General features: G+C 68.9%; 16 protein-coding genes. 7 read left to right on the top strand and 9 right to left on the bottom strand.

Going from position 1 to position 18,458, the window contains the following annotated elements; all coding sequences use genetic code 11:
• The first annotated feature begins 372 nt into the window (after positions 1-372).
• Positions 373-2,211, top strand: a complete 1,839-nt coding sequence (gene aspS, locus I4Q42_RS07740; protein ID WP_198575495.1) for an aspartate--tRNA ligase — start codon at positions 373-375, stop codon at positions 2,209-2,211.
• Between the two features lie 79 nt (positions 2,212-2,290).
• On the opposite strand, the gene I4Q42_RS07745 is transcribed toward aspS, so the two are convergent.
• Together I4Q42_RS07745 and I4Q42_RS07750 are read right to left on the bottom strand one after the other, a co-directional pair.
• The gene (locus I4Q42_RS07745; RefSeq protein ID WP_198575496.1) at positions 2,291-2,788 is read right to left on the bottom strand and encodes a pentapeptide repeat-containing protein; all 498 of its coding nucleotides are present in this window, start codon (positions 2,786-2,788) and stop codon (positions 2,291-2,293) included.
• Positions 2,789-2,871: 83 nt separating this feature from the next.
• Positions 2,872-5,604: a TSCPD domain-containing protein gene (locus I4Q42_RS07750; RefSeq protein ID WP_198575497.1), complete on the bottom strand. Its 2,733-nt coding sequence runs from the start codon at positions 5,602-5,604 to the stop codon at positions 2,872-2,874.
• Positions 5,605-5,826: 222 nt separating this feature from the next.
• Here I4Q42_RS07750 and I4Q42_RS07755 point away from each other — a divergent pair, with 222 nt between their 5' ends.
• Together I4Q42_RS07755 and I4Q42_RS07760 are read left to right on the top strand one after the other, a co-directional pair.
• On the top strand, positions 5,827-6,222 hold the full coding sequence (locus I4Q42_RS07755) for an NADH:ubiquinone oxidoreductase subunit NDUFA12 (protein WP_198575498.1): 396 nt from the start codon (positions 5,827-5,829) through the stop codon (positions 6,220-6,222).
• 1 nt (position 6,223) lies between these two features.
• Positions 6,224-6,883, top strand: coding sequence for a DUF2155 domain-containing protein (locus I4Q42_RS07760; protein WP_198575499.1), 660 nt, complete (start codon positions 6,224-6,226; stop codon positions 6,881-6,883).
• On the opposite strand, the gene aat is transcribed toward I4Q42_RS07760, so the two are convergent.
• The 4 genes from aat to I4Q42_RS07780 all read right to left on the bottom strand — a co-directional run bounded on the left by aat (position 6,820) and on the right by I4Q42_RS07780 (position 9,943).
• Positions 6,820-7,473: a leucyl/phenylalanyl-tRNA--protein transferase gene (gene aat, locus I4Q42_RS07765; protein WP_198575500.1), complete on the bottom strand. Its 654-nt coding sequence runs from the start codon at positions 7,471-7,473 to the stop codon at positions 6,820-6,822. The two genes, I4Q42_RS07760 and aat, sit on opposite strands and share 64 nt — an antisense overlap.
• A 131-nt stretch (positions 7,474-7,604) precedes the next feature.
• A complete protein-coding gene (gene accC / locus I4Q42_RS07770; RefSeq protein ID WP_198575501.1) occupies positions 7,605-8,948 on the bottom strand; it encodes an acetyl-CoA carboxylase biotin carboxylase subunit in 1,344 nt (447 codons plus the stop codon).
• Positions 8,949-8,953: 5 nt separating this feature from the next.
• On the bottom strand, positions 8,954-9,460 hold the full coding sequence (gene accB / locus I4Q42_RS07775; RefSeq protein ID WP_198575502.1) for an acetyl-CoA carboxylase biotin carboxyl carrier protein: 507 nt from the start codon (positions 9,458-9,460) through the stop codon (positions 8,954-8,956).
• 39 nt (positions 9,461-9,499) lie between these two features.
• Positions 9,500-9,943 carry a type II 3-dehydroquinate dehydratase gene (locus I4Q42_RS07780; protein ID WP_198575503.1) on the bottom strand — a complete coding sequence of 148 codons (444 nt, stop codon included), beginning with the start codon at positions 9,941-9,943 and terminating at the stop codon, positions 9,500-9,502.
• Between the two features lie 78 nt (positions 9,944-10,021).
• Between I4Q42_RS07780 and thiS the strand changes: the two genes are divergently transcribed.
• From thiS to I4Q42_RS25930, 3 genes are all read left to right on the top strand, one after another.
• Positions 10,022-10,222 (top strand): sulfur carrier protein ThiS, encoded by a 201-nt coding sequence (thiS, locus tag I4Q42_RS07785; RefSeq protein ID WP_058346516.1) that lies wholly within the window; start codon positions 10,022-10,024, stop codon positions 10,220-10,222.
• Positions 10,223-10,454: 232 nt separating this feature from the next.
• Positions 10,455-11,270: a thiazole synthase gene (locus I4Q42_RS07790; protein ID WP_198575504.1), complete on the top strand. Its 816-nt coding sequence runs from the start codon at positions 10,455-10,457 to the stop codon at positions 11,268-11,270.
• 73 nt (positions 11,271-11,343) lie between these two features.
• Complete coding sequence (locus I4Q42_RS25930; RefSeq protein WP_232792967.1) at positions 11,344-11,481, top strand: hypothetical protein; 138 nt, start codon at positions 11,344-11,346, stop codon at positions 11,479-11,481.
• A gap of 62 nt (positions 11,482-11,543) precedes the next feature.
• Here the strand turns inward: I4Q42_RS25930 and I4Q42_RS07795 are convergent, their stop codons facing one another.
• The 3 genes from I4Q42_RS07795 to I4Q42_RS07805 all read right to left on the bottom strand — a co-directional run bounded on the left by I4Q42_RS07795 (position 11,544) and on the right by I4Q42_RS07805 (position 16,634).
• Positions 11,544-12,296: a DsbA family protein gene (locus tag I4Q42_RS07795; RefSeq protein ID WP_198575505.1), complete on the bottom strand. Its 753-nt coding sequence runs from the start codon at positions 12,294-12,296 to the stop codon at positions 11,544-11,546.
• 26 nt (positions 12,297-12,322) lie between these two features.
• The gene (locus I4Q42_RS07800) at positions 12,323-13,735 is read right to left on the bottom strand and encodes a M48 family metalloprotease (protein WP_198575506.1); all 1,413 of its coding nucleotides are present in this window, start codon (positions 13,733-13,735) and stop codon (positions 12,323-12,325) included.
• Positions 13,736-13,889: 154 nt separating this feature from the next.
• Positions 13,890-16,634 (bottom strand): Rne/Rng family ribonuclease, encoded by a 2,745-nt coding sequence (locus I4Q42_RS07805; protein ID WP_198575507.1) that lies wholly within the window; start codon positions 16,632-16,634, stop codon positions 13,890-13,892.
• 542 nt (positions 16,635-17,176) lie between these two features.
• Here I4Q42_RS07805 and I4Q42_RS07810 point away from each other — a divergent pair.
• Positions 17,177-18,373: an N-acetylmuramoyl-L-alanine amidase family protein gene (locus tag I4Q42_RS07810; protein ID WP_198575508.1), complete on the top strand. Its 1,197-nt coding sequence runs from the start codon at positions 17,177-17,179 to the stop codon at positions 18,371-18,373.
• The last annotated feature ends 85 nt before the right edge of the window (positions 18,374-18,458 follow it).

The raw sequence follows: 18,458 nt of genomic DNA on the forward strand, positions 1-18,458 counted from the left end.
TGGCTTCGTCGAAACGGTATTCAAAACTCACATATCCGGGCGCAGCCCGGACGCCCCGCGCCCTCTCCATCCCCTCAGCGGTTCACCGCGTGAGCATGAGAAGTCGCGCGTCTAAGGAACCTCCCCCCGTGGGGGAGGCGGCCGAAGGCCGGTGGGGGGACGTTCTCAGCTTCCGAGGCGTCGGCCAATTTCGCACCAACTCCCCCCCACCGATCGCTGCGCGATCGCCTCCCCCACAGGGGGAGGTTCCTCGCGAGTGGCACCACCTTCTCCCGCAAGGGGAGAAGGATGAAACTCGCCAGAATCCTTGACATAAACGCCCCCGCATGCGCCTTTCCGCGCCTTGCAAATCAACGCGTTTCAAAGCCTTTCATGACCACGATGCACGCCTATCGCACCCATAACTGCGGCGCTCTTCGGGCCAGCGACACCAACGCCAATGTGCGTCTGTCGGGCTGGATCCACCGCAAGCGCGACCACGGCGGCCTGGTCTTTATCGACCTGCGCGACCACTACGGCCTGACCCAGCTGGTGCTGCACCCGGAGACCCCGGGCTTCGCCATCGTCGAGCGCCTGCGCGCCGAGAGCGTCATCCGCGTCGATGGCCAGGTCGTGGCCCGCGACGCCAGCGTCGTGAACCCCAACCTGCCGACCGGCGAGATCGAGATCCGCGTCACCGACGTCGAGGTGCTATCGACCGCCGACGAGCTGCCGCTGCCGGTCTTCGGAGAGCCGGACTATCCGGAAGAGATCCGCCTCAAGCACCGCTATCTCGACCTGCGCCGCGAGACCCTGCACAAGAACATCGTGCTGCGCTCGCGGGTGATCCAGTCGATCCGCAACCGCATGTTCGCCCAGGGCTTCAACGAGTTCCAGACGCCGATCCTGACGGCCAGCTCGCCGGAAGGCGCGCGCGACTTCCTGGTGCCCTCGCGCCTGCACCCCGAAAAGTTCTACGCGCTGCCCCAGGCGCCCCAGCAGTTCAAGCAGCTGCTGATGGTCTCGGGCTTCGACCGCTATTTCCAGATCGCCCCGTGCTTCCGCGACGAAGACCTGCGCGCCGACCGCTCGCTCGAGTTCTACCAGCTCGACGTCGAGATGAGCTTCGTGACCCAGGAAGACGTGTTCGCGGCCATCGAGCCGGTGATGCACGGCATCTTCGAGGAGTTCGGCTCGGGCAAGCCGGTCTCGCCGATCAGCGAGGCCCACACCTTCACCAACGACTTTGGCCAGACCTTCGAGCACAAGGGCTTCGAGCGCCTGACCTATGCCCAGTCGATGGCCTGGTACGGCAGCGACAAGCCGGACCTGCGCAACCCGATCAAGATGGCCGACGTCTCCGAGCACTTCCGTGACGGCGGGTTCGGCCTGTTCGCCAAGATCCTCGGCGCCGACGCCAAGAACGCCATCTGGGCCATCCCGGCCCCGACCGGCGGCAGCCGCGCCTTCTGCGACCGCATGAACAGCTGGGCCCAGGGCGAAGGCCAGCCGGGCCTCGGCTACGTGTTCTGGTCGGAAGACCAGGGCGCCTGGGGCGGCCCGATCGCCAAGAACCTGGGTGAACCCACCCAGGCCCTGATGGAAAGCCTGGGCCTGGGCCAAGGCGACGCCGCCTTCTTCGTGGCCGGCGATCCAGCCGTGTTCGCCAAGTTCGCGGGTCTGGCCCGCACCCGCGTCGGCACCGAGCTGAAGCTGGTCGCCGAGGAGCAGTTCAAGTTCTGCTGGATCGTCGACTTCCCGATGTTCGAGTGGAACGAGGACGAGAAGCGCGTCGACTTCTCGCACAACCCGTTCTCGATGCCGCAAGGCGGTCTGGAAGCCCTGGAAGGCCAGGATCCCCTGACCATCCGCGCCTTCCAGTACGACATCGTCTGCAACGGCTACGAGCTGTGCTCGGGCGCGATCCGGAACCACAAGCCCGAGATCATGCTCAAGGCCTTCGAGCTGGCCGGCTACGGTCCTGAAGTGGTCGAGGAGCAGTTCGGCGGCATGCTCAACGCCTTCCGCTTCGGCGCCCCGCCGCACGGCGGTCTGGCCCCCGGCATCGACCGCATCGTCATGCTGCTGGCCGAGCAGGTCGCCATCCGCGAAGTCATCGCCTTCCCGCTGAACCAGCAGGGCCAGGACCTCCTGATGAACGCCCCGGCCAACGTGCTCGACAAGCAGCTCAAGGAACTGCACATCCGCACCGCCCCGCCGATCAAGGTGTAAGGCGGTCTACAACGCTCAAAAAGGAAGCCCTCCGGCCGCAAGGCTCGGAGGGCTTCTTCGTTTTGGAAGGGAATAGGGCTTAGCGGCAGCGCGGGATCGACAGGCCGCGCGGCAGGGTCGTCGAGGCGTCGCCGCAGGCGCGGTTCAGCTGGGCTTGCGAAAGGCCGACGGCCCGGTCCATCTCGGCGCCTGAGAAGTTGACGCCCGACAGGTCGGCGCCGGCGAAGCTGGCCCCTTCCAGATAGGCGCCGACGAAGGTGGCGTTGGTCAGGTTGGTCCGGGCGAAGCTGGCGCCGCCGAACACGCCGCCATAGGCGTTGACGTCGCGCAGGTCGCCGCCGGTGAAGCGGGTGCGGCCCATCACCGCCAGCGACAGGTCGGCCTGGCGCAGGCGGGCGCCGGCCAGGTTCTTGCCCTTCAGGGTCAGGCCCGACAGGTCGGCCTGGAAGAGGTTGCACTTGGGGCAGTCGGCCCCGCGGCGCACGCGCTCGATCTGGCCGGCGTTCTGCGCCAGGGCGGGACCGGCCAGGGCCAGGGTCGACAGCGCGGCGGCGGCGAGGAGGGCCTGCGGTTTCATTTCGGCACGCGTCCTTGGCGAAGAGAGGGGCCACATACGAGGCTTGCCGTCATCGCAGCAAGCCCCGCGCCAAAAACTGGGCGTCAGCCGCGCGGAGAAGGCCGCTCGGCCTGGCCGTTGCAGCTTTCGCAGACCACCAGCCCGCCCTTGCGGCTCAGGGCGACGTCGCCGCAGGCCGGGCAGATGTCGGCCTGGTCGGCCGCCGCGTTGGTCTTGGCCTCTTCGCCCTTGCGGCGTCCGAAGGCGGCGAAGACCAGATTGTCGGGCGTGGCGCCGCGCGAGAAGCCCTTGGAAATGAACTTCGAGGCGGGCAGGGGCGCGGGATCCTCGGTCTCGCCCTCGGCTTCGGCGGTGGTCTTGCCCCGGCCCAGGCCGTCGGCGTCGAACTCCTGCGGGTCGCCGTTGGCCAAGTCGTCGCGGCCCAGATAGGAGACGCCTAGTTCACGGAAGATATAGTCGAGGATCGAGGTCGCCGACTTGATCGAGTCGTTGCCCGTCACCGGCCCGGCCGGCTCGAACTTGGTGAAGACATAGGCGTCGACGAACTCGTCCAGCGGCACGCCGTGCTGCAGACCCAGCGACACGGCGATGGCGAAGTTGTTCATCAACGACCGGAAGGCGGCGCCTTCCTTGTGCATGTCGATGAAGATCTCGCCGACCTCGCCGTCCTCGTATTCGCCGGTATGCAGGTAAACCTTGTGACCGCCGACGGCCGCCTTCTGGATATAGCCCTTGCGGCGGTCGGGCAGCTTGCGGCGCTCGCGCCGGCGCTCGACGACCTTCTCGACCACCCGCTCGGTGACGATCGGCTCCGGCGGCCGGGCGCGCGGCGCTTCGGCGGGGGCTTCGGGCAGGGCGAGGGTGAAGCCGACCGGGGCCTTGGCGCGCGACAGCCGCAGGGCGCGGACGCCGGCGCGGGCGGCCGAGGCTTGCAGCCGCAGCAGGTCGCTGGGGCGGGCGTCGAACGGCGCGACCAGGGCCAGCGGCGACGGCGCGCAGGCGAAGGCCTCGACGGCGGCCGTGAAGGCGATGCGGTCGGCCTGGCTCGGCGCCTCGAAGGCGCGGAACAGGGCCTGGGCGTCCGGCGTCAGGGCGGGGCAGTCATGAACCTGTCCGGTCCCGACGGCGTGAGCTTGCGCCGCGGCGATGATCTCCGGCGCGAAGCCGGCGAAGGCCAGGGTGTCGAACGCCGCATCGGCCAGGGCCTCGGCGGGCGCGCCCAGAACGTCGCTGAGGAAATCCGCGCCGACGACGGCGGGAGCGAAGGCCGCGCGCAAGTCGCCGGTCGAACGCAGGGCCGCTTCGGCCAGGCCGATCTCGTGGCCGGTGAAGCCGACGGCGGCCAGGGCGCGATGGTCCAGGCCCGGCGCGTCTTCCAGCGAGCCGGCGCCCAGGGCGTGCAGCCGCGCGGCGTCGAGATCGCCGCCGACGGCGAGCAAGGCGGCTTGCGCCGCGCCCGACAGTTGGCGCACGGCCACGCCGTCGAGGGTCTCGGCTGCCTGAACGAGGCTCCAGGCGCCGTCCAGGCCCGGCTTGGCGCCCAGGCGCAGGGCGGTCTCGGCCTCCTCGAAGGCGGCGACGATCCCGGTCCCGCGCAGGCCATGGGCACGCACGGCGATCACGGCGTGTTCCAGCGCGGCGGCGGCCTCGACGGCCAGGGGCGCGTCTAGCTTGGCGGCCAGAGCGGCGCGATCGGCGAGGGCGGTCGTGATGCGCTGACGATCGGCGGTGAAGCTCTCGGCGGCGCCGAGGGCTTGGGCGACCTCGGCCGAGGCGGCCAGGGCCTCGCCGGCGGCCAGGGCCCACAGCGCGGCGGCGGCTTGCTGTCCGGCGAGCGTGGCGGGCGACAGGCCCTGGGCGAGCAGCCAGTCGCCGACGCCGGCCAGGCTCAGCGCTACGGCGCCGTCGGCGGGACGTTCCAGTTCGAGGGCCACTGTCCACAGGCGAACGACGTGGCGGAAGCCCGCCGCGTCGAAACCTTCGTCGCCGAGGAAGACGGCGGCGTTGACGGCGACCCGGGCGGCCGCGCCGGCGGACAGGTGATCGGCGTCGGCGGGCGACAGGGCCAGCACCAGGGCGCCAGTCTCCCAACTGGCTCGTGCGGCCAAGGCCGAGGCGTCATCGCCGGCGGCGACGTCGGCCGGTTCGGCCAAGCCTAGAAGCGGTGTCGGACGGGCCGGCTCGCGCAGCGGCGTGGAGAAGCCGGCGGCGCCGGCCGAAGCGACGGCGTCGGCGATGCTGGCGTCGCTGGCGCCGGCCAGACGTGCGCGCTGGGCGGCGCGGGTCAGGGCGACGTTGCGGGCGGGATCGGCGCAGGCCCGGGCGTCGCCCTCGCAGCGCAGGACGGCGTCGGACACGGCGGTCAGGGCCGCTTCCAACTGGGCGGCGGCTTCCAGCGCCAAGCGGCCGGCGCGAGCCTGGCTGACATGCTCGGCGGCGGCGGCGCGGAACTCGATGGCCGAGATCGGCAGGGGCGCGGGCAGGGGGGGGGCCGCCCCGGCGGGCGCTGCCAGACCGGCGAGCAGGCTGTCGACCAGATCTGCAGCGAAGGCGCGGGCGTCGTTTTCCGAGGCGAACAGGCCAGCCTCGCGACCGGCCTTGGCCAGGCGCGCGGCATAGCGCTCGGGGGCGCCGTCCAGCGCGATTTCCGGATCGGCTTCGCCCGGCGCGGCCGTGTCGGCCCAGTCCAGCCAGGCCTCGACGCGCGCGTCGGTCCAGCCCAGCGGAGCCAGGGTTTCGACGAAGCGGTCGGGCCGCTCGATCTCGCGCAGGTCGATTTCCGGCGCTTGGCCGGTGAGGAGTCGTTCAAAGCGCATGGGCCGATTCCGCGGCGGGTGCTTCGTCATGGTGTCAACCCTAAACCGTGGGTCGGTAACCATCAATAGATGTTGGGGCTGTCCACACGCCTGTCCACAACATCTTGAAGTCGCGTGTCGCGTCGCCTCGGCTGGACGCTGGCGGCGCGGCGACCTATAGTCCGCCCGCTTCGCGCCGCGCTTTTTCGGTCGCGAAGGCCTTTGCCAGATGGATGCCGCGCAGTGCTGAAAGCGATCTTCACGTGGTGGAATGGTGCGACCCTGGGTCAGCGCTTCCACATTTCCCGTCGGGGCGTGTTCGTGGGTCAGGACGAATTCGGCAACCGCTACTTCGAAGCCCGGGACAACAAGGACAGCTACGACGACCGCAAGCGTCGTTGGGTGATCTATGACGGCTATGCCGAGGCGTCCAAGGTTCCGCCCGATTGGAGCGGCTGGCTGCACTACACCTTCGACGAGCCGCCGACCGAAGTTCCGCTGAAGCGCCGCGCCTGGGAGAAGGACCACCTTCCGAACCTGACCGGCACCGTCCACGCCTGGCGTCCGAAGGGCGCCATCGGCCGCGGCGGCGAGCGCGCCGTCGCCACCAGCGACTATCAGTCCTGGTCGCCGGAATAAGATGAGCCTCAAGCGGCGCAGCCTGCAGGGCGCGGCGATCCTGGTCGCCGCAGTCCCGTTCGCCGTCGGCGCCGCCTGGGCGCTGCAGGCCGCTCCGCAGCAGGCGCGGCAGGTGCAGCAGCCGCCCGTGGCCGTGACGCCGCCAGCGGCCCAGCCGGCTCCGGTCGCTCCGGCGCCCAAGCCGGTCCAGCAGGCCGCGCCGACCACCGTCGCGCCGCCGCCCGAGCCTTCGCCGCCGCCGGCCGCCGAGCCCGTGCCGGCCAAGCCCGTCGCCACCGCTCCCGCCAAGCCCGTCGAGCCCGCCAAGCGCGGCCGCTATGGCGTGGCCATCATCCAGGCGCTGGACAAGGTCACGACCGAGACCATGCGCTTCGAGGTCCCGGTGGGGCAGCCGATCCGTTACAAGACACTGGTCTTCACGGTGCGGGCCTGCGAGGCCACGGCCGCCGACGAGGTCGCGCCCGACCAGATCGCCTACCTGACCATCGACACCCAGCCGAAAGCCCTGCCGGGGCGCGCCGCGCCGCCCGGACGCCAGGTGTTCAAGGGCTGGATGTACGCCAGTTCGCCGGGCCTGAACCCGCTAGAGCATCCGGTCTATGACGCCTGGCTTATCGCCTGCAAGACGTCGGCCCCGGTCGCGGCCGGTCCCAGCAAGTAGAAGTCGGATTCAGCCAGCAGGGCCTTGGACAGCCGTCGCTTGTAGTCGGCGCGCGAGATCTCCTGCGTGCCGAACTGCGCCAGGTGGTCGGTGATGAACTGGGTGTCCAGCAGCTTGTAGCCGCCGACCAGCAGCCGGCCGACCAGGTGCACCAGCGCCACCTTGCTGGCGTCGCGGGCGGTAGAGAACATGCTCTCGCCGAAGAAGGCCGCGCCCAACGAGACGCCGTAGAGCCCGCCGACCAACTGCCCGTCCTTCCAGCACTCGACGCTGTGGGCGCGGCCGGCGGCGTAGAGCATGCCGTACATCTTCTGGATCGGGGCGTTGATCCAGGTCTCCAGCCGTCCGGGACGCGAGGAGGCGCAGGCCTCGACCACGGCGTCGAAGGCGGTGTCGACGCGGACCTCGAAGGGCTCGCCGCGGACGGTGCGGGCCAGGCGACGGGGCACGTGCATGGCCTCGAGGGGCAGCACGCCGCGCCATTGCGGGTCTATGAGGAAGAGGCGCTCGTCATGGCGAGCGTCGGCCATGGGAAAGACGCCGCGTTCGTAGCAGGCGACGAGGTCGTCGAGGCCGAAGGCGTCGTCCATGGGCGGTTCAGTCGATCCTTGAGCCTTCAGAGCGTGATGGCCGCCGAAACCGGCATTCCCTTTCGGCGATCACGCTCCGAGCGTCATCCGCCGGCTCCCGGTGTGCGGGAGCCGGCGAAGACATTAAGGCCTCAGCCCTGCGACTTGATCCAGCGTTCCAGCCAGTGGATGTCGTAGTCGCCGGCCAGGATGTCGGGCTGCACCAGGAGGTCCTGGAACAGCGGGATCGTGGTCTCGATGCCGCCGACGACCATTTCGCCCAGGCAGCGCTTGAGTCGCGCGATGCACTCCTCGCGGTCGCGGCCGTGGACGATCAGCTTGCCGATCAGGCTGTCGTAGTAGGGCGGGATCGCATAGCCGGTGTAGATCGCCGAATCGAGGCGAACGCCCAGACCGCCGGGGGCGTGGAAGTCCGTCACCGTGCCCGGCGAGGGCGTGAAGGTGCGGGCGTTCTCGGCGTTGATGCGGCACTCGATGGCGTGGCCTTCGAAGACCACGTCTTCCTGCGTGAACGACAGCGGCAGGCCCGCGGCGATGCGGATCTGCTCGCGTACCAGGTCGATGCCGGTGATGGCTTCGGTGACTGGGTGTTCGACCTGCAGGCGGGTGTTCATCTCGATGAAGAAGAACTCGTCGTTCTCCCACAGGAACTCGATGGTGCCGACGCCGAGGTAGCCGATGGCCTTGACCGCATCGACGACGATCTTGCCGATCTTGGCGCGACCTTCGGGCGACAGGGCCGGCGAGGGGGCCTCTTCCAGCACCTTCTGGTGGCGGCGCTGCAGCGAGCAGTCGCGTTCGCCCAGGTGCACCACGTTGCCGTGGCTGTCGGCGATGACCTGCAGCTCGATGTGGCGCGGCTTCTGGAGGTAGCGCTCCATGTAGACCGTGTCGTCGCCGAAGGCGGCGCGGGCCTCGGCGCGGGCGGTGGCCACGGCCTCGGCGAGGTCTTCACGGGTCTGGGCGACCTTCATGCCGCGACCGCCGCCGCCGGAGGCGGCCTTGATCAGGACGGGGAAGCCGATCTTGTCGGCGGCCTCGAAGGCCTCTTCCTCGGTCGAGACGCCGCCGTCCGAGCCGGGAACGACCGGGATGCCGGCGTCCTTCACGGCCTGCTTGGCGGTGATCTTGTCGCCCATCATCCGGATGTGCTCGGGCTTGGGACCGATGAAGGTGAAGCCGTGCGCGCCGACGATCTCGGCGAAGCGGGCGTTCTCCGACAGGAAGCCGTAGCCCGGGTGAATCCCTTGCGCGCCCGTGATCTCGGCCGCGGCGATGATCGACGGGATGTTGAGATAGCTCTTGGCGGCCGAGGCGGGGCCGATGCAGACGCTTTCGTCGGCCAGGCGCACCCACATCGAGTTGCGGTCGGCCTCGGAGTGGACCGCCACGGTGGCGATGCCCATTTCCTTGCAGGCGCGGTGAACGCGGAGCGCGATCTCGCCCCGGTTCGCGATCAGGATCTTGTCAAACATGATCGTTACTCGATGACGACGAGCGGCTCGCCGAACTCGACGGGCTGGGCGTCGGCGACCAGGATCTCGACGATCTTGCCAGCCTTGGGGGCGCTGATCGGGTTCATGGTCTTCATGGCTTCGACGATCAGCAGGGTCTGGCCGGCGTTGACCGTGTCGCCCACCTTGATGAAGGCGTCGGCGCCCGGCTGCGGCGAGAGATAGGCGGTGCCGACCATCGGCGACTTCACCGCGTCGCCACGGACGGCGGCGGGCGCCGGGGCGGCGGCTGGGGCTTCGGCGGCGGGCGCGGCCGGGGCGGCCAGCGGGGCGGCGACAGCGGCCGGCGCGGCCTGGACGTAGGTGGCGACCGGGGCGGCGGTCAGTTCGCGGGCGACGCGGATCTTCAGGCCGCCGTGCTCGACCTCGATCTCGGTCAGGCCGGTGTCCTTCAGGATGTCGGCCAGCTTGCGAACCAGGCGGGCGTCGATCGACGGGGCTTCGACCGTCTCGGGGGCCTTCGGATTGGACATTGACTCGTACCTTATGGTTCTGGGCCGGGAGCGCGGACGTCAGTCGGCGCTGATCAGTCCGGCGGCGGCCTCGATGGCCAGTTCATAGCTTGCAGCGCCGAAGCCCGAGACCAGGCCCGTCGCGGCAAGCGAAACGAAGGTGTGGCGACGGAACTCCTCCCGCGCCGCAGGGTTCGACAGGTGACACTCGATGACCGGGATGTTCAAGGTCTTCAGGGCGTCGAGGAGGGCGATGGAGGTATGTCCATAACCCGCCGGATTGATCACGAGCGCGCTGGCCTCGGTGCGAGCCTCCTGCACCCAGTCGATCAGCACGCCTTCGTGATTGCTCTGCCGGAACACGACGGAAAGCCCCCTGGCCGCGGCCCGCGCTTCGCAGCGCTTGCGCACGTCGTCCAAGGTGTCCTTGCCGTAGATCTCGGGCTCCCGCGTTCCCAACAGGTTGAGATTGGGCCCGCTCAGCACATGGATCGGTTTGACCATTCGGCTCCGCCGTCGATTCCGGAGGTCTTGTATAGCCGGTTCCCTCGCGTCACAAGCATGCCTCGCTTCGGAGGTGAGATGAGACTTCTACTGAACGGCGAAGACCGCCAATTCGACGGCGTCGCCAGCATCGCCGATCTGGTGGCCGCCCTTGGCCTGGACGCGCGCAAGGTGGCGGTCGAACGCAACCTCGAGATCGCCCCGCGCTCGCTCTATGCGGATACGGCGCTGGCGGACGGGGACCGGATCGAGATCGTGACGTTCATCGGGGGGGGGTGATTTCCAGGTCCTTCTCCCCTTGCGGGAGAAGGTGGCGACGAAGTCGACGGATGAGGGGTTTCTAGGATGGGAGACGCTCCGCCCCGCCTGACCACTGCACGCGGCTTTGAGATCTGAGAGACCCCTCACCCGACCTGCTTCGCAGGCCACCCTCTCCCGCAAGGGGAGAGGAAACGGGTGGCGGAACCTCTACGGATTTGAATCCGCGCCTGCCCAGGCGTAAACCGGCCGGATGAACGCGCACGTCTCCCCCGAATCCGCCGCCCCGGCCGCTGAGGCTGAAGAAACCTGGACCGTCGCCGGCCGCACCTTCCGCTCGCGCCTGATCGTGGGCACCGGCAAGTACAAGGACTATGCGACCAACGCCGCCGCCGCCCGCGCGGCCGGGGCCGAGATCGTCACCGTGGCGGTGCGCCGGGTGAACCTCACCGATCCGAACCAGCCGCTGCTGGTCGACTACGTCAAGCCGAGCGAATTCACCTATCTGCCTAACACCGCGGGCTGCTTCACCGGCGAGGACGCCGTGCGCACCCTGCGCCTGGCCCGCGAGGCCGGCGGCTGGGACCTGGTGAAGCTGGAGGTGCTGAGCGACCCCAAGACCCTCTATCCGGACATGGAAGAGACCCTGCGCTCGCTGAAGCTGCTGGTCTCTGACGGCTTCCAGGTGATGGTCTACTGCTCGGACGACCCGGTCTACGCCCGCAAGCTGGAAGAGGCCGGCGCGGTGGCGATCATGCCGCTGGGCGCGCCGATCGGCTCGGGCCTGGGCATCCAGAACCGGGTGAACCTGCGGATCATCGTCGAGAACGCAGGCGTGCCCGTGCTGGTCGACGCCGGCGTCGGCACGGCCTCGGACGCGGCCATCGGCATGGAGCTGGGCTGCGACGCCATCCTGATGAACACCGCCATCGCCGAGGCCAAGGACCCGATCCGCATGGCCAAGGCCATGAAGCATGCGGTGATCGCCGGGCGGGAGGCCTATCTGGCCGGGCGGATGCAGAAGCGGCTCTACGCCGATCCGAGCTCGCCGCTTGGCGGGTTGATCTAGCTTAAGCCAAAGTTCCCCAAATCTCGTCATCCCGGAAACGGCGAAGCCGTTATCCGGGACCCAGGGGCGGAGAGTGCAGCAGTCGGGTTCTTCGCCCAAGGAATTGCAGGCGTTCCGCGGCGGCCCCTGGGTCCCGGCTCTTCGCTTCGCTGCGGCCGGGATGACGATGGAATTGTTGGATGAAGAGGGGGCCAAACTCAGCGGCGGCTGAAAACGGCCCCCCTCCGTCCGCTTCGCGGACACCTCCCCCAGAGGGGGAGGATCTAAAGGGCCTCACCCCTTTTTCTTGGCAGCCATCCGCGCTTCCTCGATGGCCAGCTTCAGCGCCTGCATGTCGGCGCCGGGGATCATCTTGTCGCCGACGATGAAGGCCGGGGTGCCTTCGATGTGGAGGGCCTGGGCCAGGCCCTGGACGTCCTGCAACTGCTGGGTGACCGTCTGGGCCTGGCCGTCGGCCTTGGCCTTCTCGACGTCAACGCCGGCGGCCTTGGCGATGCGGGTCACGGCGGCCTCGTCGAGGCTCTTCTCGGCCATCATGCCCTTGTAGACGGCCAGGGTCTTGCCCTGCTGCTGGGCGCCGATGGCCATGCGGGCGGCGATCTCCGAATCAGGGCCGAAGATCACGAACTCCTTGAAGACGAAGCGGACGTCGGGGTTCTTCTCGATGATCTCGACGATCTGCGGCGCGGCCAGCTTGCAGTAGCCGCACTTGTAGTCGAAGAACTCGGTGACGGTGATCGTCCCGTTGGGATTGGCCACGAAGTCGCGCGGATCGCGCTCGATGGCCTGGCGGTGCTGGGAAATCGCGCCCAGCGACTTGGCCCGGGCCTCGGCCTCCTGCTTCTCCTGCAGCTTGGCGCTGACTTCCAGCAGCACCTCGGGGTGCTCAAGCAGATAGGCGCGGACCTTCTTGCCGAAGGCTTCATCGACCTTCGGGGGCGCGCTTTGCGGCTGGCTGCAGGCGGCCATGCCGGCCGACAGGACGAGACCGGCGACGGCGAGGGCGAGAGGACGGCGAGGGGACATTCAGATCTCGATATGACAGGCGGGGGTCAATTCAGGCCTTCCTTGGCGAGCGCCTTGAGGTCCTGGTCGCTGGGCTTGGAGGCCAGCACGATGTCGGTGGCGCGCCGCCACTCGGGGGTGTCTTTCCGCAGCAGCTCGCGAGCGCGCATGGCGAACACCCGGGCCTCGCGCACGGCGCCCAGGTTGAAATACTGCTCGGCGGTGGCCAGGCGGGCGTCGCCGTCCTTGCCCTGCTTGTCGTAGGCCTGGGCCAGCAGGCGCCAGGCGACGGCGTTGTCGCCTTCATTGACCAGGGCGCGCTTCAGCTCGCCGACGCCTTCCTCGATCTTCTTGGGGTCGTCGAGGCCGATCAGGGTCTGGCCCAGATTGATGCGCAGCAGGGCGGCGTCGGGCTTCAGCGCCACCGAGCGGCGCTGGGGCTCCTCGGCCTGGGGCACGCGGTTGAATTCGAACAGGATCTGGCCCTTGAGCTCCCACAGATAGGGGTTCTTCTCGTTCTCCGAGATCAGGGCGTCGAGGATGCGCAGGGCCCGGTCGGGCTCCTTCATCTGGTAATAGGCGATGGCGCGAGCGTAGCGAGCCGGGAAGCCGCGGTCGCTTTCCTTGTACTTGATCAGGGCCGTCTGCGGGTTGATGAAGCCCTCCAGCTTGGCCTTCATGATCTCGTGCTCGGCCAGCTCGTCGGGGCTGTCGACGGCGTCGTAGTGCGGCAGGCGCTCGACCTTGGCCCGTAGCGCGTCGATGCGGTCGGACGACAGCGGGTGGCTGCGGAAATAGGCGAAGCGCCGCGACTGGTCGAAGACCTCCTGGTAGCGGAAGTTGTCGAAGAACTCGACGAGGCCGCGGCCCGACTGGCCGGTGGTCTCCAGGAAGTTGGCGCCGGCCTGGTCGGCCCGGGATTCCTGTTCGCGGCTGTAGCCCAGGGCGCCCAGGGTGCCGAAATAGCTGGCGTTGCCGAACAATACCGCGCCGGCGTCGGGCGCGCCGGCCAGGGCGGCCAGGACGCCCAGGCCCATGGTCAGGATCATCGGCTTGAGGCCGGCCTTCATCATCTCGTCGGAGCGCAACGGGTGGGCGCCGGCCAGGTGCCCGGTTTCGTGGGCGATGACGCCCTTCAGCTGGTTGGGCGTCTCGGTCTGCAGGATCAGGCCGGTGTTGAGGCCCATCATCAGGCCCTGGGTGGCGAAGGCGTTCAGTTCCTTGTCGCCGACCAGCAGAATGCGCACGGTCTTGGGATCGAGGCCCGCCGCCGCATAGATCGGGTCGGCCTCGCGGTGCAGGATCTCTTCGATCTCGGTGTCGCGGATCAGCGACATGCCGTCCTGGGCGTGGGCCGCGCTGATCGGGGCCAGGGTCGCGGAAAGCGTCGCGGTCAGGAGCGCCAGGGCGGAAAGGCCGGCGCCGAAGGTCTTGCCGACCGCCCTCGTGCGGGACGTCATCGATGGTCTCCTGGTCGCGCCCCCGCGCCGTCCGGCAGACTAACGCGCTTCGAGTGGACTTCGCAAAGGCGAGGCTTGTCTAGGCGTTGGATATAGGCGCGAACCGCGGCGACGCCATGGCGCCGCCGCGGTCGTTTTGTTGCCGATCCGTCGATCAGCCGCGACGCCACCAGCCGCGCTTGGGAGCGGCCGGCGGGGTGGTGATCTCGGCCGGGTCGGGCTCGGCGGGCGCCGGGGCCGGTTCGGGCTCGACGGCGGCCGGTTCCGGCGCGGCGACGGCTTCGACGACGGGCTCGGGAGCCGCTTCGACGACCGGTTCGGCCACCGGTTCAGGGGCGGCCTCGACGGGCGCTTCGACAGGCTCGGCGGCGATCGAGGCGGTTTCCGCGACGACTTCGGCCAGGGCTTCGGTCGGAGCGTCGGCGATCGCGGCTTCCAGAGCCTCGGTCGCTTCCGCGCCTTCGCCGGCGCCTTCAGCGGCGCCCTTGCGGCCGCGGCTGCGCGAACGGCGCGGCTTCTTGGCGGGAGCGGCTTCGGCGACTTCCGGCAGTTCGACCCAGACGTCGGCGGGCGGGCCCTCGATCACCGGCGGCTCGAGCACCAGCGGGGCGACGTCCTCGACGGCGACCGGAGCGATCGGCGTCTCGGCGGCCGGCTGGCGGTCGCGGCCACGACGGCGGTCGCGGCGCTCCGAACGCTCGGGGCGGTCCTGGCGCTCGGGACGCTCGGCGGCTTCCGGACGGTCCTGGCGCTCGGCGCGCTCGGGACGCTCGGTCCGTTCCGGACGCTCGCCGCGGTCGCGACGGCCTTCGCCGCCACGGGCTTCCAGGGCTTCCGGATCGTGCCAGACATACGGGTTGTCGCCGAACGGGACGCGCGGACGGGTCCAGACATAGGCGTCGGCGGTGCGATCGCCGTCCTCGCGACCGCCGCGACGGCCGCCACGGCGACCCCGACGGCGGCGGCGGCGGCGCGATTCCTCATCGTCGCCATCGACGTCGCCTTCCGCGTCGAACTCGGCCTCGGCGTCTTCGCCGGCGGCCTCTTCGGTGGTCTCTTCCTCGTCGCGACGGCCACGACGGCGGCGCTTGTTGCGACGACCGCCGCGCTCTTCGTCCGAGCGGGCCTTGCGCGGGGCTTCGTCCTCGTCCTCGTCCTCTTCGGACTCGTCGGAGACGATCTCTTCCTCGTCTTCGTCCTCGTCCTCGAACACTTCGTCGAAGGCGGGATCGGGCTCGTAGGCGACCGGCGGCGGGGTGAAGCGCTCGCCCAGCTCGGTGCGCTCGATCTCGTGCTCGGCCTGACGCAGGCCGTCATCGACCAGCACGGTCACGAACAGGCCGTGGGTCTGCTGCAGGCGCAGCAGGTAGGCGCGCTTTTCGTTGAGGATGTAAATGCCGACGGCGCGGCTGACCTTCAGCACCACCGAGCCGCTGCCCTTCAGGGCCTCGATCTCGACGGCGCGCAGGGCGGCCAGGGCGCTCGATTCGACCGAGCGGACGCGGCCGGTGCCTTCGCAGTGCTCGCAGACGTGGGTGGTGCCTTCCAGCACGCCGGTGCGGCGACGCTGGCGGCTGATCTCCATCAGGCCAAAGCCCGAGATCTTGCCCATCTGGATGCGGGCGCGGTCGTCCTTGAGGGCGTCCTTGAGGACCTTCTCGACCGTGCGGTTGTTCTTGCCTTCATCCATGTCGATGAAGTCGATGACGATCAGGCCGGCCAGGTCGCGCAGGCGCAGTTGGCGGGCGGCTTCTTCGGCCGCTTCGATGTTGGTCTTGAGGGCCGTGGCCTCGATGTTGCGCTCGCGCGTGGCCTTGCCCGAGTTGACGTCGATGGCGACGAGGGCCTCGGTCTGGTTGATCACCAGATAGCCGCCGGAGCGCAGCGGCACGACCGGGGAATAGATCTGGGCCAGATGGTCCTCGATCTTGTGCTTGACGAACAGCGGCGCGGCTTCCCGGTACGGGAACACCTTCTTGGCCTGGCTGGGCATCAGCATGCGCATGAAGTCGCGCGCTTCCTTGTAGCCGGCCTCACCCTCGACCCAGATGCCGTCGAGGTCCTTGTCATACATGTCGCGGATGGCGCGCTTGACGAGGTCTTCCTCCTCGTAGATCAGCGCCGGCGCGACCGAGTGCAGCGTGTTGTCGCGGATGTTCTCCCACAGACGCAGCAGGTATTCGTAGTCGCGCTTGACCTCGGCCTTGGTGCGCTTGGCGCCGGCCGTGCGGACGATCAGGCCCATGCCCTGCGGCACGTCCAGGCTCTGCACGACGCTCTTGAGGCGCTTGCGATCGGTGATGGCCGTGATCTTGCGGCTGATGCCGCCGCCGCGGGCGGTGTTGGGCATCAGGACGCCGTAGCGGCCGGCGAGCGACAGGTAGGTGGTCAGGGCCGCGCCCTTGTTGCCGCGTTCTTCCTTGACGACCTGGACCAGCATGATCTGCCGGCGGCGGATCACTTCCTGGATCTTGTACTTGCGCATCAGGCGGCGCTTGCGGCGCGCCAGTTCTTCTTCGACGTCGTCGTCTTCGTCGTCGATGGCGTGATCGTGGTCGTCCTCGTCGTCACCGCCCGAGGCGCGGCGCGAGACCGGAGCGTCATCCTCGTCGTCGTGCGAATCATCGCGCATCAGCGCTTCGCGGTCGGCGACCGGGATCTGGTAGTAGTCGGGGTGGATCTCGTTGAAGGCGAGGAAACCGTGACGGTTGCCGCCGTATTCGATGAACGCAGCCTGGAGGCTGGGTTCAACGCGGGTCACCTTGGCGAGATAGATATTTCCTCGAAGTTGCTTGCGGGTCTGGCTCTCGAAATCGAATTCTTCAACCCGCGAACCGTCCACCACCACCACACGCGTCTCTTCGGCGTGGGCGGCGTCGATCAACATCTTCTTCGACATATAGGGAATCTCCACGGCGCGCGGCGGACGCGAGGCCCGGGCGCCGATATGAATGAGGGGCGCGCGCATCGCAGACCGCGACTTCGCCGGAGCGAAGTTCGAAGGGCGGTTGCCAGAGGCGATCGGGTGCGGCGCAGCCCATGGGGTTTCGTTTGTTTCCTTTGACGCGCCGGATGGCGCGGATCGGATGACGCGTCGTCGCCGGGAGCGGCGAAAGGCCCGACGCGGGGCCCTTGTTGGGCTCGGGTTGCCGAGACATCGTCCCAGGCCGGCCGTCGCCCGCAAACTCAAAGTCCGGCGGCTCCGGCGTGGGGGACGCATGGGGCGCGTCCGACATTTGGGAACCGCTCACGCAAAGCGCTGCGTCTGACGACGTCGCTCAGCGTACGGCGCCACTCTAGCAAGAACGCAATGCAAATGAAAAGCGCCGTGGAGCACGCGGCGAAATTGATGAAAGAAACGGTTTCCTTAACGGTTTTGCTACCCGTCCATGGAGATATGGCTAATTGCTTTTGTCGTGAGCGCCACCAGGCTGGGCGGGTATGCGTAAGGTCGTCATCGGAGCTGCGAGAACGGGTTGGGCGAAGGCGGCATTGATCGTCGGCGCGCTGGCGCTCGCCGGCGTGGCCGTGGCGACCGTGCAGGGCCCCGCGCCGGCCGCGGGCGTGCAGAAGGTCCGCTTCGGCGGCGACCGCGCCGAGACCCGAGTCGTCATCGACCTGGACCGCGCGGCCGTCGGCAAGCTGATCGGCGACGGCGAAGCCGCCAACCGCATCATGGTCGGCCTGCCCAACGTCACGGTTTCGGGCGACCTGCAGGGCGCGGGCCACGGCCTCGTTGACCGCTGGGTCATCGACGAAGCCGGCGGCGGCGCACGCCTTTCCCTCGATCTTTCCTCGAAGGCCGTCGTCAAGCGCCGCTTCCTGCTTCCGCCGGCCGACGGCGCGACGGCCTATCGCTATGTCATCGACCTGGCCGCCAGCGATCCGGCTTCGGCCACCGCCGCGGTCATGCGCCCGACCACCGTGTCGACCCCGGCCAAGCCCTCGGGCCTGAAGCTGAAGAAGACGATCGTCATCGACGCCGGCCACGGCGGCAAGGATCCGGGCTCGGCCGGCGCCAACACCAACGAGAAGGACGTCACCCTGGCCGCGGCCAAGGCGCTGAAGACCAAGCTGGAAAAGACCGGCCGCTTCAATGTCGTCCTGACCCGCGACACCGACACCTTCATCCCGCTGGAATCGCGCGTGCAGATCGCCCGCCGCGCCGATGCGGACCTGTTCATCTCGCTGCACGCCGACTCAGGGCCCGATGTCGGCACCCGCGGCGCCAGCGTCTACACCCTGTCGGAAAAGGGCGCTGAGCGCGCCGCCCGGGTGCTGGAGAAGGACGACTGGCTGATGAAGGCCAGCCTGCCGGGCCGTGACCGCGCGGTCGGCCAGATCCTGCTGGACCTGTCGCAGCGCGCCACCAAGAACCGCTCGGCCGCCTTCGCCGAGACCCTGCTGGAAAAGGTCGGCGACGAGACCGTGCTGCTGCGCCGCAGCCACCGCGACGCCGGCTTCATCGTGCTGCTGGCTCCCGACGTTCCGGCCGTGCTGCTGGAAATGGGCTTCATGACCAATGTCGAGGACGAGAAGCTGCTGAAGAGCGCTTCGGGCCGCGAACGCCTGATGGGCGCGGTCGCCGGCTCGATCGAAACCTACTTCGCCGCCCAGACCCGGATGGCGGCCCGCTGAGGGGCGCAGGCGTTCGGCTTCGATCGCGCACTTCTTGTAGAAGTCATCGCCCGCTTCATGCGGGCGACCCAAGTCGACCCAGCTA

Source organism: Caulobacter hibisci, from assembly GCF_016135805.1.
Classification (GTDB): Bacteria; Pseudomonadota; Alphaproteobacteria; order Caulobacterales; family Caulobacteraceae; genus Caulobacter; species Caulobacter hibisci.

What these genes read in the sequence shown, in the direction of transcription:
- accC (WP_198575501.1), bottom strand. Translation starts at nt 8,948, where the DNA reads ATGTTTGACAAGATCCTGATCGCGAACCGGGGCGAGATCGCGCTCCGC.
- I4Q42_RS07810 (WP_198575508.1), top strand. Translation starts at nt 17,177, where the DNA reads ATGCGTAAGGTCGTCATCGGAGCTGCGAGAACGGGTTGGGCGAAGGCG.
- I4Q42_RS07790 (WP_198575504.1), top strand. Translation starts at nt 10,455, where the DNA reads ATGAACGCGCACGTCTCCCCCGAATCCGCCGCCCCGGCCGCTGAGGCT.
- aspS (WP_198575495.1), top strand. Translation starts at nt 373, where the DNA reads ATGACCACGATGCACGCCTATCGCACCCATAACTGCGGCGCTCTTCGG.
- thiS (WP_058346516.1), top strand. Translation starts at nt 10,022, where the DNA reads ATGAGACTTCTACTGAACGGCGAAGACCGCCAATTCGACGGCGTCGCC.
- I4Q42_RS07760 (WP_198575499.1), top strand. Translation starts at nt 6,224, where the DNA reads ATGAGCCTCAAGCGGCGCAGCCTGCAGGGCGCGGCGATCCTGGTCGCC.
- aat (WP_198575500.1), bottom strand. Translation starts at nt 7,473, where the DNA reads ATGGACGACGCCTTCGGCCTCGACGACCTCGTCGCCTGCTACGAACGC.
- I4Q42_RS07800 (WP_198575506.1), bottom strand. Translation starts at nt 13,735, where the DNA reads ATGACGTCCCGCACGAGGGCGGTCGGCAAGACCTTCGGCGCCGGCCTT.
- I4Q42_RS07780 (WP_198575503.1), bottom strand. Translation starts at nt 9,943, where the DNA reads ATGGTCAAACCGATCCATGTGCTGAGCGGGCCCAATCTCAACCTGTTG.
- I4Q42_RS07750 (WP_198575497.1), bottom strand. Translation starts at nt 5,604, where the DNA reads ATGCGCTTTGAACGACTCCTCACCGGCCAAGCGCCGGAAATCGACCTG.
- accB (WP_198575502.1), bottom strand. Translation starts at nt 9,460, where the DNA reads ATGTCCAATCCGAAGGCCCCCGAGACGGTCGAAGCCCCGTCGATCGAC.
- I4Q42_RS07805 (WP_198575507.1), bottom strand. Translation starts at nt 16,634, where the DNA reads ATGTCGAAGAAGATGTTGATCGACGCCGCCCACGCCGAAGAGACGCGT.
- I4Q42_RS07745 (WP_198575496.1), bottom strand. Translation starts at nt 2,788, where the DNA reads ATGAAACCGCAGGCCCTCCTCGCCGCCGCCGCGCTGTCGACCCTGGCC.
- I4Q42_RS07795 (WP_198575505.1), bottom strand. Translation starts at nt 12,296, where the DNA reads ATGTCCCCTCGCCGTCCTCTCGCCCTCGCCGTCGCCGGTCTCGTCCTG.